Genomic DNA, 13,059 nt, shown 5'->3' with positions numbered 1-13,059 from the left:
TTGATGTGTCTAGGAAATTCTGAAATTGCCATTATGAAAAATGCGTTGCACCATATCTACTTGCGATTCCGATAAATTATTCGCCTATTCCTTAGTACTCTTCATTAAGCCCGGAATTGGCGATTTTTGATGCGTTCGGGACTACCTGTAGGGATGGAGGCGATTAATTTTTGGGTATATGCTTCTTTGGGTTCGAGATATATACTTGCGGCTGTGCCTTGTTCGACGATTTGACCGCGATTCATGACTAAAATGCGATCGCTCATAAATTTCACTACACTTAAGTCATGGGAAATGAAGATATAAGTTAGTTTAAAATCTGCTTGCAATTCTTTGAGCAAATTCAATACTTGCGCTTGCACAGATACATCGAGTGCAGAAACTGATTCATCGCAGATAATAAATTTGGGGTTTAATGCCAAGGAACGCGCAATACAAATTCGTTGGCGTTGTCCACCAGAAAACTGATGAGGATAGCGATTCACTGCGTCTGCATTCAATCCCACCCGTTCTAAAAGTTCGACTACACGTTCTTTTCGTTGTCGCGATGTTTTTCCCACTGAGTGAATAATCAACGGTTCCATGACTGCGTCGCCAACCTTCATCCGCGGATCTAGGGAACTAAAAGGGTTTTGGAAAACAATTTGCATTTCCCGCCGCAGTTTCTGTAACGCTTGTCCTTTAAGAGTAGTAATATTTTGCTTCTCAAAGATGATCTCACCGCTCATCGGTTCGATTAATCGCAACAAGGTTCTACCAAGGGTGGTTTTGCCACAACCAGATTCTCCCACCAATCCGAGTGTTTCTCCCGGTTTAACATCAAAGGAAACCCCATTCACGGCCATCATGTAGCGTTTGGTGCTACCAAATAAGTTGCGTACTGGAAACCCTACTTTCAAGTCGCGGATTTGCAATAGAGGTTCCTTTTGTTCCAGATTTGTCAATCTTTGTGCTATTTCTTCACTGGTAATATCTGGTGGTTGCGGGGGTTCTTTCGCCTGAATGAGCAAGTGTCCGCTTGCTGTTTCCTCGACACTCATGTAGTCGGAAACGGTGAGTAGTTTTTGGGGATGGCGGGTGAGTGAGGGACGGCAAGCTACTAAGCCTTTAGTATATGGATGTTGGGGGTTACTAAAAATTTGCTCAACAGCACCGTATTCAACAATTTTACCTCTATACATCACCGCTACTCGGTCGGCAATTTCCGAAATTAGCCCCAAGTCGTGGGTGATGAAAATCATGGACATCTCACGACTTTGCTGCAATTCTCGCATCAAATCAATGATTGTTGCCTGCACAGTCACATCTAAAGCTGTGGTTGGTTCATCTGCAATTAATAGGGATGGGTTGCAAGAAATTGCCATTGCAATCATTACCCGCTGCAACTGTCCCCCAGAAAGTTCATGGGGATAGCGTTCCAACATGGCTTCTTTGTGCTGCTTTACCAATTGTGCCAGTTTTGGTTGAGAGGAATTCCCCGTTTCAATATATTGTTGTTGGATCTGCTCATCACTAGGTAAGAGTTTAACTTCTTGCAGTCCGGCGATCGCTATTTGTCTGGCTTCATCTGCGGATACATTCTGATGTCGCGTGATGGCTTCTGTTAGTTGAAACCCAATGTCATAAACTGGATTGAGCGAACTCATCGGTTCTTGAAAAATCATGGCGATGTCCCCGCCTCGATACACCTGCATTTGCTCAGGTGGTAACTCTAGCAAATTTATGGGTTGACTATTTGCTTGTGGATGGAACCATATTTCTCCACCACTAACCATACCCGGAGTCTGCACCAAACCCATGATTGCTAGGGATGTGACTGATTTACCACTTCCCGACTCTCCCACTATTCCTAGAGTTTCGCTGCGATGCAACTGAAAAGAAATTCCATCGACGGCTTTGAGGATCTTGCCATCACTGGCAAATTCTACTTGAAGATTGCGAACCTCTAGGACAGTTTCTTTCATCGGATTTAAGTATTAATATTTACGGAATAATTTAACTAGGTAGGTAGGTAGGCGGTCAATAATTTTATTGTTGGGATCAGAAGACAGCTGAATCGAGGCCAAATTGACAACTGAGACTATAACTATAACGAAAGTAGCTGATATAGCAATAGATATAGATAAGGTAATTTTTCAAAATAATCTTACCCTTGGGAGGGCAAACAACCGTTTGCCCCTACAAGGGTATGGTAATTTCTCTTCGGGAAGTCCCTTAAAATGGAATATCGTCTACGTTTGGTTCTTCCTGTGGTGCTGGATAGGTAGTGCGCTCAAAATTTGCGGGTTGAGTGGCTGGGGAGTTATTCACCTGGGGAATGACACCAGCAGTACTGGTGACAGGGGCAGCTGCGGGACGTGGTGAATCATAATTGGGAATATTGGTTTCTGGTGGACGAGATGCAACAGGTGCGGGTTGGCGAGAAGCTGTTTCGCTAGCTGCTGGATTTCTGGTTGCAGAAGGCGATGCAGTGAGATTGAAGTCACTTCCTACGGTTTGAATCTGTTGCACTGTTAATTCAGCACGTTTTTCTTTGAAACCTTCTGGACGTTCAATGGTTTGCATCCCTAAGCGTCCTACAAGAATAACGCGATCGCCTTCGTGGTAATTTTGTTGAATATCTTTTGCTAAATTTCCCCAACTGACAACTTTTAAGGTTGCTGGTGGATCTTCTACCTTGAGAGAATTCGGAAACTGTACTAGCATTTCCGTAACTTCCAAATTGTCGGCTGTAAAGCGTAATTGCGGTTCTTGAATAATTTCTGCTAACAAAACGCAACTGTTCATGAAAGTTCCTCCTAATTGATTGGGGATTGGGGATTGGGGATTGGGGATTGGGGCAGGGGGCAGGGCAGGGCTGTTTCATTCCCTAAGAAGCTTGAAAAATCAAGGGTTCTAGCAAAATAAAATTGATGATTTTGCTACCTGGGTATCGAGAAAATAGACAATCGTACTGTTATTTATGTGCTGAATATTCTGTTTCATCGTTACCCATACTTATGATTTTTATCGCTAACCATCTTGACAAATCCTGTTTGAGAGGGAACGAAACAGCCCTGGGGGGCAGGGGGAGAGAATAACCTTGACGAATAACGAATGACTAATGACTAATGACTAATGACAAATAATAATTTATCTTTGTATTTCGTAGGATTTTTGGATGAGTTTTCTATAAGTCGCCTCTGTTTTGAGTCATTTCTAGCATAAAAGCCAAGCGATCGCTTTGAACAGCATCTGGTATGCCTTTCTCCACTTTCGCTTGACTATGAAATGAGCATGGGACTCTGCATGAGTAGTATGATTGTACCACTTTATTGGCAACTTGGTAATTATGTTTGCACGTGAACTGGAAAAACACCTAAACCGATTAACCTTGCTGGGATGTCACGCAATATAGGTAAGCGCAACAACATCGGTGGTTGAAAAATTCGATTTGAACTGAGAATTGGGGTAAATATTTGCTTTTGGATTAAGGTTTGAAATGCCTGAATAATCCGTGTAGGTAATTCTCGTTGACGTTGCACTTTTGCTAAGTCATTGAGTCCGACATGCCGATTCTTGAGTGGCTTACTAAGTATATTCGCTGCCACGACCGCATCTTGAATTGCATAATTAATACCAACGCCACCAACTGGAGACATCACATGGGCAGCATCACCAATGAGTAGCATTCCTTGACGATACCAGCGTTTGACAAAGCTGGACTCTACTGAGAGAAAGGCTATCTGTAACCAATCTTGTAGATGTTCTATGCGATCGCTTAATTCTGGTGCTATTTCCACGATGGAATCTTTCAAAGCTGGTAAACCAGAAGTGCGAATCTCATGGTAACCACCCTTGGGAATGACGTAAGCAATTTGCCACTCAATACCACGGTCAAGCATTGCCATAATCCTACCCTGTCCAATGCGTCCCACGCCACCTTGAGGATCTTCTGGATGACGGGGTAAGCGAAACCAAAGAACATCCATTGGTGGAGAAGTTTCAATTGACTCAAAGCCACCCAGTTGTCTGAGCTTGGAGTGGCGTCCGTCAGCCCCAATGGTGAGTATCGCCCGGACTTCATGCCAGCCACCGCCTCCCCGATACCTCACGCCTTGAATTACTCCATCTGACTCAATTAATTCCTGGACATTTGCCCCCATTACCAGTTGAAAATTTGGGTATTTTTGCGCTTCTTGGATAATGAACTCGAGAAACTTCACCTGGGGCAGCATCGTAATGTAGGGGTAGGATGTTTTGAGGTGACTAAAGTCTGCCATGACGACTGTCTCTTGGGGCGTTTGCATCCGAATCTGGTGCATCTTGGTATGGGGAAGTTGTAATAAGCGATCGCTTAACCCCAATTCCTGCATAATTTCCATTACCGACGGGTGAATTGTATCGCCGCGAAAATCACGATCAAAGTCCTTGTGTGTTTCTAGTAGCATTACAGGAATGCCTTGGCGCGCTAACAGCAAAGCCAACACAACTCCTGCCGGTCCACCACCCACAATGCAACAATCTGTAGTTTGAACGTCTACAATATCATGGGCAGGATTTACAGGTATATCACTAGTCATAGCAAAACCCTCTGAAAGCCCTAAGATTAAGGGTAGTTTTATTTAAATGCTTAATGCTGTTTTTTTAACTTTTCGTATGGAAACGTGTATTATGGGCGCTAAACTATCTGTCCTACAGAGTCAAGGGTCAATAGTCCAAAGTCCAGAGTTATTAATTTTGACCCTTGACCCTTAACCCTTGACAATAAATAACACCCGTGTCCCAAGTTATCTTAGAAAACGTTTATAAAAGTTTTCCCCCTCGTAAAGGGGAAATTATCGCCTCACAAAACCAAGCCTCAATCCCATCTAGTAAAAAAAATGACGCAGCGCGAGAGCGTGCAGATAGCGTTAATAATGTCTTACGGCAGATTAACCTGACGGTTAATGATGGGGAGTTTATGGTTTTGGTGGGGCCTTCTGGCTGTGGTAAAAGTACCTTGTTGCGGTTAATCGCCGGCTTAGAGGTGATGACTGGCGGCAAAATTTGGGTGGGCGATCGCCTGATCAATGATCTCCCACCCAAGGAACGAGACATCGCTATGGTGTTTCAAAATTACGCCCTCTATCCCCACATGACGGTGTATGACAATATCGCTTTTGGATTACGACGGCGGGGGGGAGTGAGAGAAGAAACTACTCCCCGGAATCTTCCTGACTGGGCAGAAAATCTCTTTGTGGGGATGACAAAAAAGTTACCTAAAGGACTCCGCTACATTTCTGATCAAGAACGAGTAATCAATGCACATGTACGGAATGTTGCCCAACTGCTGCAAATAGAAGCTTTATTAAATCGCTTACCTAAACAATTATCTGGGGGACAAAGACAACGGGTAGCATTGGGAAGAGCGATCGCCCGTAATCCCCAAGTGTTTCTCATGGATGAACCGCTTTCTAATTTGGATGCTAAACTCCGGGCGGAAACCCGCGCCCAAATTGTCAAATTGCAACGCCAGCTAGGAACAACGACGATTTACGTCACCCACGATCAAACTGAAGCGATGACAATGGGCGATCGCATTGCCATTATGAACCTAGGAAAGATTCAGCAAGTCGCCGCCCCCTTAGAACTTTATAACTACCCTGCTAACCGATTTGTCGCTGAATTCATTGGTTCACCACCCATGAATTTTATTCCTGTGGCATTTCATGCACCTTTATTAATTACCCATCCCCAATTTCGTTACACTCTCCCAGAAATCTGGGCAACAGCCCTACAAAAATATGATGGGCAAACCCTAATTTTAGGTATTCGCCCAGAACACTTAATTTTGAGTGTACCTGCTACTAAAAATTTACCTGTACAAGTAGACTTGGTGGAGAATCTCGGTAATGATTCTTTCCTCGCCGTCAGGCTAGACGAACCAGGATCTCAACCTAGCAACACATCCAATTACCTGCAAGTACGAGTACCACCAGATAGATTAGTACATCCAGGCGAGCAACTCTGGTTGTCGCTCAATACGGATAAAATTCACTTTTTTGACTCTGAAACCGATTTAGCAATATTTCCGAACAATCCCTCTGCAGCTTTACCTATTGAGTGATAAAGCAAAATTTAGACTATATTACGAAACGTAAATATACCATCTACGTAATCAACTGATGACTGAGGAATTGTCCAGAGCAGATAATGATAGCCCGTGGAAAGAAATATTAGAAGCATACTTCCCTCAAGCAATGCAATTTTTCTTTCCCGAAACAGCAGCATTAATTAATTGGCAACGTCCCCACGAATTTCTCGATAAAGAATTTCAACAAATCGCTCGTGAAGCAGAAGTTGGTCGGCGATATGCAGATAAACTAGTCAAAGTTTGGCTACTTCAAGGAGAAGAAATTTGGCTATTAATTCATGTAGAAATTCAAGCTACATCAGAAGATAATTTCGCCGAAAGAATGTTTTCCTACAACCTACGAATTTATGACAGATTTGGTAAACCTGCTATAAGTTTAGCGATTTTGTGCGATGCTGACCCAACATGGCGACCCAATCAATATAATTATAATTATCCTAATACTAGACTTAACTTTGAATTTGGCATCGTCAAGCTGCTAGATTATCAAAACCATTGGGCAGAATTAGAAACCAGTGATAATGTGTTTGCGACAGTGGTAATGGCACATTTAAAGACGCAGCAAACAACCAAAAAGCTAGGAGTGCGAAAATCTGAAAAATTTGGACTAATTCGACGATTGTATGAATTAGGCTTACCAGAAAAAGATATTCGTAACCTGTATAGATTTATCGACTGGGTTATGATTTTACCAAAAGCCTTGGAAGCAGAATTTTGGCAAGAGTTTAAGCAATTTGAACAGGAGCAGACTGTGAGCTATATTACTACAGGTGAACGCATTGGTTACGAGCGGGGGAAAGAAGAAGGAAAGCAGGAAGGAAAGCAGGAAGGAAAGCAGGAAGGAAAGCAGGAACAAGGACAAATACTCGTGCTAAGGCTACTACAGAGACGGGTAGGAGAGTTACCACAAGAGTTGCGGGGACGCATTCAAATCCTTTCTTTAGAGCAATTAGAAGCACTTGGCGAGGCTTTATTGGATTTTACAACCATTGAGGATTTGCTTAATTGGTTGACAGCAAATTAAACAACTTTAGGACTAGCCCTTTCAAGGTGGTGAAATTCGGAACGAAAATTGGTTATTTCAACCTTTAAAAATCCCAAAATCTGAGCGGATAACTTAGGATGATCACACTAAAGTAACGTATCTTCGTTTGTCACCTTGAAAGGGCTAGTCCTAAACTTATATAAGTTGTTTAATTTTATACAATATAAAATTAGAAGTTATTTTTAGTGCGATACTCAGCAGGAGTCGCTACGCGATCGCCCGACAACTCTAAACAAGAGGTGAATTATCGGGAGCAACACGGAGTGATCGCCTATTCTCATTGAGTTTCGTCCAGTGTTCAATACAACAGTGTATCGACAGTGGTAATGATTAGATAAACTTCCCCATTCCTACTCAGTTTCGCTGTTGTGGCTTTCGCTTCCTTGTAAAGCTATTTCAAAGTTCATTCTCTGTTCAGCATTTCGCAAGAAATAACCACTAATCATCGCCGAAGCCAGAAGCCGTCCCAGACTTTCCCGGCTGGTGGTGACAGCAACGCCAAAGTGTTCTGATGGTAGATTCCCCAAAAGTCCCACAATATTGCGTTCCATTACCTGAAAAACTTCAGATGAATTAGGTTTAGAAAGCTGAGTAACTGTCTCTGGACTCAAGGATTTAACGTATTGCCAGAGGAAATTACTAGTTTCTGACTCGCTATTGAAGAATTCTGAAACTTGATTAGATGAATTACTCACGTTTTATCTCCTTGACTACCAAGACTAGCTACAGTGGTTACGAAGTTTTATGTAGGATTGTGTTAGCTTGCTATTAGCTGTTACTACAAAACAATGTAACAAGCTAAATCTCTCCATGCAGTCGGTGTAACCGTACCAAAAGCAGCGTAGTTTCTCACCCCTCTGTTCAGTGAACAGTGAACAGTGAACAGACTGATACGAATGGTGCGTCGGCTACGCCTTAAGCGGAGCTATGCCGCAGGCTTTACGACTCCGCTCAGTATAAGTAACTGATAACTGTTCACTGACTAACTGGCCAAATATTCGCCCATGTTGGCTTTAGACTTGCGAAGTTTGGTTAAGGCTTCTCGTTCAATTTGCCGGACTCGTTCGCGGCTGATGTTGAGAATTTCTCCTATTCTTGCTAGAGTCAGAGCCTGCCCATCTATTAACCCAAAGCGTAGGGTGATTACTTCCTTTTGCTGTGGGGTGAGTTCTCCCATCAAGCGCTCTAAGTCAAGAGAAAGGGAAGATTGCATCACAAACTCTTCTGGAGACGCGCCTGGATCTTCCAACATTTCTCCGAGTTCTGTATCGTAGTTATCTCCTAGCCTTAAATCCAAGGATAGGGGTAAACGCGCTTTTTCGAGGTACTCTCGCACCTGCTTGGTGGTTAATTCTAATTCTTCAGCAAGTTCACCTGCACTGGGAGCGCGTCCCAGTTTTTGAGACAATTGCCGCTGGGCTTTTTTAATTTTATTCAGCTTTTCGGTGATGTGGATAGGCAAACGGATAGTGCGAGCTTTTTCGGCGATCGCGCGCGTGATGGCTTGACGAATCCACCAATAGGCATAGGTTGAAAACCTGTAGCCTTTGGTTGGGTCAAACTTTTCTACACCCCGTTGCATCCCAATACTGCCTTCTTGGATTAAGTCTAGTAAATCAACATTGCGCTTAATATATTTTTTCGCAACAGATACCACTAGCCGCAAATTGGCTTCTACCATTTTACGCTTGGCAATTTCACCATCGGCAATAATGTCATTTAACTCTGTCGATTCTAGCTTTGCGGTCGTTGCCCACTCTTCTAAAGTTGGTTGACGACCTAACTGTGCGGCAAGATACTCCCTCGCTTCGTGCAAGGCGGTTGCACGTTGCACCTGTTTGCCATAAAAAATCTCTTCCTCGTGGGTTAAGAGTGGCACGCGGCCAATCTCACGCAGGTAAGTCCGCACGAGGTCTGTGGCTGTCTGAGCGGTCTTCATGGCGCTACTCATTAGGTAATGATGAATTTGACGATAGGGGCATTAACTGATATTTATGCTTTGTGAGGGCATTACCCAGTTTGGCTGGGAACCCATCCTGTGGCTGACAATTTCCGCGCCCGATCAACTCGGCTGCTCATAATTAATCAAATTAGGGCTTCTTAACTGCTAATATTTACAGCTATTTACCCACTTTCACAAGTATCTACGGTTAGATATAAGGTAGCGAGTGGAACATTTTTTGTACTCTCTCATTATTAATAATTGTAACATTTATGAGAATGATTTGACTATCTGATAGCCCAGAATTTCATGAATGTTCTCATTGAGATAACGCTGCTATTCCCTATGATTGAACCGATAAATCAATTATGTAAACATATTTCTCGATTTTTTCGATTTGTGGTTAAGGACAACTTGCTCATATTTATTAAAATAATTCGGCAATGAGTATAATCATTCTCTTGTAACAATTACTTAATTTCTCTCGTACTTCTCAGACGAACTCTCTATCTATGGAAAGAGTCGGGGAGAGGGAGGAGATGGGGGAGATGGGGGAGACAAAAATGCTCAATCCCCAGTCCCCAGTCCCCAATCCCCAGTCCCCAATCCTAAAGAACCACTACACTACGGTGTAATCTTGAAGACTTTTTACGTCTAAGGTTGTTGTTTGCAAGGAGTGGATGGCGGCGACTGTGGCTTTAGCCCCAGCGATGGTGGTGATAATGGGAATTTTGTAAGCTAAAGCTGTGCGGCGGATTAACCTGGCATCAGTTTGAGCTTCTTCCCCGGAAGGTGTGTTAATAATTAGTTGGATCTTCTGGTTTTTGATGGCATCAAGAACATGGGGACGACCTTCATGAAGTTTCAACACTAATTCAACATCTAAGTCATTTTCCTGAAGGACTCGGCGTGTACCTGATGTTGCCATGACGGTAAAGCCTAAATCGATAAATTCTTTGACTACATTCACTGCAGCAGCTTTATCGCGATCGCTCATGGAGACAAACACCGTTCCCGCCAGAGGTAATCGCTCTCCTGCACCAATTTCTGCTTTGGCAAAGGCTCGACCAAAGTCTTTGTCAATCCCCATCACCTCACCAGTCGAGCGCATTTCTGGGCCTAATATTGTATCAGTTCCCGGGAATTTACTAAAGGGTAAGACGGCCTCTTTGACGGCAATATGAGATGGGATAACTTCTTCGGTGAAGTTTAGCTCCTCTAAGGTTTTACCTGACATAATTAGGGATGCTAGTTTGGCCAGTTGTACACCAGTTGCTTTAGATACAAAGGGTACTGTGCGTGAGGCGCGGGGGTTGGCTTCCAGAATATATACTTGGGGAGAATAACTACTAGCACCGATAACGGCAAACTGGATATTCATTAGCCCAACTACTGAAAGCGCTTGCGCTAGCTGCACTGTCCAAGTCCGAATTTGATTGAGAACAGCTGGTGGTAGGGAAATCGAGGGTAAAGAACAAGCTGAGTCTCCAGAGTGGATTCCGGCTTGTTCGATGTGTTCCATAATACCACCAATTACTACTCTTCCGGTGTGATCGGCGATCGCATCGACATCGACTTCGATGGCATTTTCTAGAAACTTATCAATCAAAATCGGATGTTCTGGTTCTACCTGCACAGCAAAGGTCATGTAGCGTTCCAACTCCGTATCGGAATAGACGATTTCCATCGCCCGTCCTCCTAATACATAACTGGGACGTACTACCACTGGGTAGCCAATACGTCTAGCAACTATCAGGGCATCTTCATAACTCCGCGCAATACCATTCGGGGGTTGAGCAATATTTAACTGTTGGAGAATCTTCTCAAATCGCTCCCGGTTTTCTGCCATATCGATAGAGTCTGGTGATGTTCCCCAAATTTTAGGAATTGGGGATTGGGGAATCGGGCATGAGGAATGGGCAGATTCTTCCCCAGGTTCTAGTCCCTGCAAATATTTCTGGAGGGGAACAGCTAACTTCAGCGGTGTTTGTCCGCCAAACTGCACAATTATGCCTACAGGATTTTCGGCTTCAATGATGTTGAGGACATCTTCTTTGGTTAATGGCTCAAAGTAAAGGCGATCGCTGGTGTCATAATCTGTAGAAACTGTCTCTGGGTTGGAGTTGACCATAATCGTCTCATATCCCGCTCCCTTCAAGGCATAGGCGGCATGACAACAACAATAGTCAAACTCAATTCCTTGCCCAATGCGGTTGGGCCCACCACCCAAAATCATCACTTTTGGCTTGGTGCTGGGCAAGACTTCTGTTTCTTCTTCGTAGGTGGAGTAGTAATAGGGAGTAAAGGCTTCAAACTCAGCAGCGCAGGTATCTACGGTTTTGTAAACTGGGTTGATTCCTAGTTGTTGGCGATAGGCGCGGACTTCGTCTTCGGTGGTTTTGGTAGCATAGGCGATTTGGCGATCGCTATATCCGTCTCGCTTTACTGCATACATCTGCTCTTTAGTCAACTGCTGTAAAGGTGTCCGCTTCAAAAATTTCTCTACTTCTAGCAGTTGCTGCATCTTATCTAGGAACCAAGGGTCTATACCTGTAAGTTCGTAGATTTCCTCATTGCTGATGCCTATCTGTAAGGCATGGCGGACAGCAAAGATGCGATCGGGATTGGGTGTCCGCAGTTGAGCGCGGATTTGTTCACCACTGGGTAATTTTTCCGCTTTGTCACAACCCCAACCAGCGCGGCCAGTTTCTAGGGAACGCAGTGCCTTTTGGAAAGATTCGTTAAAGGTGCGCCCAATTGCCATTGCTTCCCCGACTGACTTCATTTGTGTGGTCAGTACTGGATCGGCACCAGGGAACTTTTCAAAGGCGAAGCGGGGGATTTTTGTCACCACATAGTCAATTGTGGGTTCAAAGGAGGCTGGGGTTTTCTTGGTGATGTCATTTTTGATTTCATCCAAGGTGTAGCCGACAGCCAACTTAGCTGCCATCTTGGCGATGGGGAAGCCGGTAGCTTTAGAAGATAAGGCAGAACTGCGAGAAACACGGGGGTTCATCTCAATGACAACTACATCCCCATTCACGGGATTAACGGCAAACTGGATATTTGATCCGCCGGTTTCCACGCCAATCTCGCGAATAATTTTAATCGCCATATCCCGCAGCCGCTGGTATTCTTTATCGGTGAGGGTTTGGGCGGGGGCAACGGTGATGGAGTCACCAGTGTGGATGCCCATCGGGTCAAGGTTTTCGATGGAACAGATAATCACGACGTTATCTGCTAAATCACGCATCACTTCCAATTCATATTCTTTCCAGCCGAGTAGGGACTGATCGATGAGAATTTGGGATACAGGACTGGCATCTATGCCTACCTGTGCCATTTCCTCAAATTCTTCTTGGTTATAGGCAATACCGCCACCAGTACCGCCCATTGTGAAGGCGGGACGAATGATCAGGGGATAACTACCGATTTGGCGGGCGATCGCTTTAGATTCTTCTAAAGTGGAAGCAGTGCCACTAGGACACACCGCTACACCGATCTTGGCCATTGCTTCGTTAAAAAGTTTTCTGTCTTCGGCTTTTTCAATCGCGGGTAGTTTAGCGCCAATTAACTCGACGTTGTATTTGTCTAAAACACCATTTTTCGCTAAAGCCACAGCGAGGTTAAGGGCTGTTTGCCCCCCCATTGTGGGTAATAGCGCATCGGGACGTTCTTTTTCGATGACTTTTTCGACCAGTTCCGGTGTCAGCGGCTCAATATAAGTGCGATCGGCTGTTTCCGGGTCGGTCATAATTGTCGCTGGGTTGGAGTTTACCAGCACCACTTCATAGCCTTCTTCTCGCAACGCTTTACAGGCTTGGGTGCCAGAGTAGTCAAACTCACAGGCCTGTCCAATTACAATTGGGCCAGAGCCTAACAGCAGAATCTTCCGGAGGTCTTGACGGCGGGGCATAGTCGTTGCCTTGGAGTACGAGAATACAAATCCTGATTATT

General features: G+C 44.3%; 8 protein-coding genes. 2 read left to right on the top strand and 6 right to left on the bottom strand.

The features are described 5' to 3' along the window. Positions 1–104: 104 nt before the first annotated feature. From CAL7507_RS09415 to CAL7507_RS09405, 3 genes are all read right to left on the bottom strand, one after another. Positions 105–1,964, bottom strand: a complete 1,860-nt coding sequence (locus CAL7507_RS09415) for an ABC transporter ATP-binding protein (RefSeq protein WP_015128230.1) — start codon at positions 1,962–1,964, stop codon at positions 105–107. 250 nt (positions 1,965–2,214) lie between these two features. Continuing rightward, positions 2,215–2,787 carry a single-stranded DNA-binding protein gene (locus tag CAL7507_RS09410; protein ID WP_015128229.1) on the bottom strand — a complete coding sequence of 191 codons (573 nt, stop codon included), beginning with the start codon at positions 2,785–2,787 and terminating at the stop codon, positions 2,215–2,217. A gap of 542 nt (positions 2,788–3,329) precedes the next feature. Then, complete coding sequence (locus tag CAL7507_RS09405) at positions 3,330–4,562, bottom strand: FAD-dependent oxidoreductase (protein ID WP_015128228.1); 1,233 nt, start codon at positions 4,560–4,562, stop codon at positions 3,330–3,332. A 197-nt stretch (positions 4,563–4,759) separates the two neighbouring features. On the opposite strand from CAL7507_RS09405, the gene CAL7507_RS09400 reads away from it, so the two are divergent. After that, positions 4,760–6,088, top strand: a complete 1,329-nt coding sequence (locus CAL7507_RS09400; RefSeq protein ID WP_015128227.1) for an ABC transporter ATP-binding protein — start codon at positions 4,760–4,762, stop codon at positions 6,086–6,088. 58 nt (positions 6,089–6,146) lie between these two features. Further along, positions 6,147–7,139: a DUF4351 domain-containing protein gene (locus tag CAL7507_RS09395; RefSeq protein ID WP_015128226.1), complete on the top strand. Its 993-nt coding sequence runs from the start codon at positions 6,147–6,149 to the stop codon at positions 7,137–7,139. A 371-nt stretch (positions 7,140–7,510) separates the two neighbouring features. On the opposite strand, the gene CAL7507_RS09390 is transcribed toward CAL7507_RS09395, so the two are convergent. The 3 genes from CAL7507_RS09390 to carB all read right to left on the bottom strand — a co-directional run bounded on the left by CAL7507_RS09390 (position 7,511) and on the right by carB (position 13,018). Continuing rightward, entirely contained in the window at positions 7,511–7,855 is a 345-nt protein-coding gene (locus tag CAL7507_RS09390) for a DUF760 domain-containing protein (protein ID WP_015128225.1), read from the bottom strand. A 287-nt stretch (positions 7,856–8,142) separates the two neighbouring features. Continuing rightward, entirely contained in the window at positions 8,143–9,099 is a 957-nt protein-coding gene (locus CAL7507_RS09385; RefSeq protein WP_015128224.1) for an RNA polymerase sigma factor, RpoD/SigA family, read from the bottom strand. A gap of 622 nt (positions 9,100–9,721) precedes the next feature. After that, complete coding sequence (gene carB / locus CAL7507_RS09380; protein ID WP_015128223.1) at positions 9,722–13,018, bottom strand: carbamoyl-phosphate synthase large subunit; 3,297 nt, start codon at positions 13,016–13,018, stop codon at positions 9,722–9,724. Between the last annotated feature and the right edge of the window lie 41 nt (positions 13,019–13,059).

The organism is Calothrix sp. PCC 7507 (assembly GCF_000316575.1).
Classification (GTDB): domain Bacteria; phylum Cyanobacteriota; class Cyanobacteriia; order Cyanobacteriales; family Nostocaceae; genus Fortiea.
Note: the sequence above shows the minus strand (reverse complement) of the source record. Positions and strands in the feature narration are given on the sequence as shown.